Source organism: Bartonella sp. AP21QHHD, assembly GCF_042196205.1.
In the GTDB taxonomy this organism is placed as follows: domain Bacteria; phylum Pseudomonadota; class Alphaproteobacteria; order Rhizobiales; family Rhizobiaceae; genus Bartonella.
The window spans coordinates 1-4,409 of record NZ_JBHIPT010000065.1 but is presented as its reverse complement, the minus strand read 5'-3'; the positions used below and the strand labels follow the sequence as shown (position 1 = coordinate 4,409).

The window sequence follows — 4,409 nt, the reverse complement described above, 5'->3', positions numbered from 1 at the left end:
CACGGTTATTGACGAAATCACGCTCCACGAAAAATCAGAAAAATCCGGACTTCGTATTGGGACACAAGCTCATGAACCGCACCAAACATATGAAGGACAAGGAAGATTGCCCTTTTTTGTTGAGTTTCCCAATGCTCTCAAAACACTGATTGTTAAAAAATCTACCATGAGTGATTATTGGGGCATTTGGGCTGGCAATGTTGCTGAGATTGCACAAAACCATATCACACGCCTTCAAACTATGCTTTCTGATCAGACAAGCGAAGCTTATCATGCCTTTGATACGTTTTATAAAGAATTAAAAAACAACTTAAACAGTGAGATAAAGCAAGAAGAAGCGATTGAGATGTTAGCGCAACATCTTGTGACGCGTCCCGTGTTTGAAGCCTTGTTTGAAGGCAATGAATTTGTACAAAATAATGCCATTTCGCAAGCAATGGAAAAAATCTTAACAGAACTCGATAAAACCAATATTGAAGAGGAATCCAAAGAATTACAAGAGTTTTATGACAGCGTAAAGTTCCGTGCCTCTGGCATTACCGAACCACAGGCAAGACAAAATCTTATTATCAAACTTTACGAAGATTTTTTTACCAAANCATTACCGAACCACAGGCAAGACAAAATCTTATTATCAAACTTTACGAAGATTTTTTTACCAAAGCATTTAAGAAAACCACGGATAGGCTTGGGATTGTTTATACGCCCGTTGAGGTTGTTGATTTTATCATTCATTCTGTTGATGATGTGTTGCGTAATGAGTTTGGAAAAAGCTTGGGGTCACGTGGAGTTTCTATTCTTGACCCTTTCACTGGAACGGGGACCTTTATCACAAGGCTTTTACAATCAAAGCTCATAAAACCAGAGGATATGGAATATAAGTTCCGTCATGATATCCATGCCAATGAGATTGTTTTACTGGCTTATTACATAGCAGCGATTAATATTGAATCGACTTATCATAGTTTGATGAAAGGAAATTATATCCCTTTCAAACATATTGGTTTGACCGATACTTTCCGCATGCTTGAAGAGAAAAATCTTCTACAGGAATTGTTTAAAGAAAACAGTGAATATTTGGAACATCAAAAGAAACTAGATATCAAAGTTATCTTTGGTAACCCTCCTTATTCAACAGGTCAAAAAAGTGAAAATGACAATGCAAAGAATACGCCTTATCCGATATTAGATAAACGTATTCGTGAGACATATGCTGCTCAATCCAAAACAACTTATGTGCAAGCACTTTATGACAGCTATATTCGCGCCATTCGTTGGACAAGTGACCGTATAAAAGACTGTGGTGTTATTGGTTTTGTTACAAATGCCGGTTTTATTAATGGAAGTTCTATGGATGGTTTACGAAAATGCCTTGTTGAAGAATTTAGTAGCCTTTATGTTTTCCATTTGCGGGGTAATCAACGAACCTCTGGAGAAATTTCTCGTAAAGAAGGTGGTAAGATTTTTGGTGAAGGATCTCGTGCCCCTATTGCTATCTCTATTTTGGTTAAAAATCCAAAATCCAAACAACAGGGGAAAATATATTTCCGTGATATTGGAGATTATCTCAATAGAGAAGAAAAGCTCACGATAATTGAAAAATTTAGGAGTATTAATGATATTACACGGAGCAAACAAGGTTGGCAAATAATTACACCAGATAAGCATGGGGATTGGCTTAATCAACGTGATGACAGTTTCAAATCATTTTTAGCCATAGGTGCTAAAAAGGGACATGATAAAAAGTTTTTTGAGACTTATTCTTGTGGTCTAAAAACCAATCGTGATGCATGGGCATATAACTCAAGCCGTGAAATAGTGGCAAAGAACATGAAGAATATGATTACGTTCTATAATAGCGAAGTGGAACGTTTTAATGACACTTATACACATACCGATAGTAAAGCACGTACAAGGGATGTAGATAGTTTTGTCAATTCCGATGAAAGGAAAATCAGTTGGAGCTATAGTGTTAAACAACAGTTAATTAGAGGCAAAATTTTTGAATTTGAAGAGACATGTCTCACTCAGAGTTTGTATCGTCCTTTTACACAACAGTGGCTTTATTATAATCGTACTTTGAATGAATCAGTTTATCAAATGCCGCATATATTTCCTATGGGAAAAATAATTGAAAATAGAGTCATAAAAATTGCTGCTGTAGGAGCAAGAGGTGGATTTTCTATCTTGATGACTAAAAATGTACCTGATGTGGGTGTGATAGATAATAGCCAATGCTTTCCACGCTATATTTACGAAGACACTCTAGTTTCAAAAAATAAAAGTGAAAAACAATCTCATTTATTTACGAATTCTACAGAGAAAAACACAACATCTGGTTTACAGAGACGTGATGCCATTACGGATGAAGGACTAGCATATTTTAAAATGGCTTATCCGAATGAAACCATAACAAAAGATGATCTATTCTATTATGTTTACGGTTTGCTTCATTCAGAAGATTATCGCTCTCGTTATGCTGATAATTTATGCAAAGAATTACCTCGTATCCCTTGTGTAAAGAGTGCTGATGATTTTTGGAAATTTGTAACAGCAGGGCGTGAATTGGGTCATTTGCATGTGAATTATGAAGATGTAAAACCTTATCCAGTAACCTTTAAAAAGGGTAATCCAAAACAGACAGAGATCTCTAATCCCGAAAAATTCTATTATGTAACTGAAATGAAATTCGCAAAAATTAAGAATAGTAAGGAAAAGGATAAATCGACTGTTTTTTATAATAGCAATATCACAATAACAGATATCCCTCTTGAAGCTTATAAGTATATCGTCAATGGCAAACCTGCTCTTGAATGGGTTATGGGGCGTCAATGTGTTAAGACAGATAAAAAGAGCGGCATTGTGAATGATGCCAATCGTTATGCTGTTGAAACCATTGGTAACCCTGCTTACCCTCTAGAGTTATTTCAAAGGGTTATTACAGTAAGTCTAGAAACAATGAAAATCGTTAAGAACTTACCAAAATTAGAACTAAGAGAAACTGAATAACTTATAAAGCATGTTCACATAATGGGTATGATAACTCATAAAGGGTATAAGGTTTTATACCTATAGGTTCTATGCCCCTTTTATAAATTGCTTACATATAATCTTTAAAAGAATATTTTATATGCGTTATCATAAAAGATAAGGCTTTGCACTTTTTAACACTGTACTTTGGATTGCTTTAAGATTTTTAATAAATCCCATCTTAAAGTGAATACGCTTCTTTTACATTGCCTTTAAAAGATTATACCGTAATCTAAAATGATAGCTTTATTGTTATCAGAAGCTTTGTTTAAAGAGAGTTATGTATATTCATTTTCTTATATTACTTATAGGTTTTGAATGTTTCTCAAACCCTCAAAATACCTTCAAAACCCCTTTTTATATATATTACAGATTGTATTTACGTGTTTTGTGTAATATAGGTTGTTTATTTAAAACATTAACATATTGAAATATAATAACTTTTATTTTTTGATTGAAAAAAATATATAAAGGGGGGTAAAAGGACCCCTCAAAATACTCAAAATCTTCAAAACTCATAACCATAATGGTCTTGATAGCATTTCATATGAGTTACAAACTATCTTTTGAAAGGCTTTAAAGATTACATACTCTCATAAGACATGTTTTAATCATTCACTAAATGATCACTTTTGTCGATTCAATGTACTGACATAAACTGACAAATATATATTTACAGTTGTATTTATTTGTTATGGCTGTTTTAATAAGTTGTATTTTGAAAAATTCATAAAACTTAACTTATTGAAATATAATGATTTTAATTTTCTCTCATTTAAAAAAAATGATATAGGTTCTAAAAAGAACTGACAAGACTGACAAAAGTTTATTAAAAGGGATTTTGCTCATCTCTATAATGATCAGTTTCTATTGAGATGTTTTCATAACAGTCTATAAATCGTAATTATCCTATTTATCGTTTCTCTTATGAAAATGAAAAATGATGCGGTGGCTATAAAGCATATAACAGCTATAGAGAATGCATAAAAACAGCAAGGTTTTATAATCATAATGCAAATGAAAGGGTTGGTTATAAAGACCATCTCTATGAAAAGCTGTTAAGTTGCAAATGTGTTATAAAAAAAATTCACAAAAAAATTAAAATTCATTTAGTGAAAAAAACTGATAGGTTATAAAGTTAAAAATACGCACTATGAGAGCGTTTCTAAATATTATCAATGTATAGATTCAGAAAATACGCAATCGTTTCATAAAGCCTATAATATATCTTTAAAAGCACATAAATATAAAAGAAGAAATTAATAAGCATAAGATATTATCAATACATAACGTATTAAAAAAAATATCAAAAAAGATAAAATATTGTTTGACAATAAATACGTATTTTGTTATATAAATATTCAAGTGATCAAAACACT

1 pseudogene is annotated in these 4,409 nt (G+C 32.2%); it reads left to right on the top strand.

The features are described from left to right. Positions 1-3,009 (top strand): annotated as a pseudogene (locus ACFIMC_RS04705) (type ISP restriction/modification enzyme); the annotation flags it as partial. Between the last annotated feature and the right edge of the window lie 1,400 nt (positions 3,010-4,409).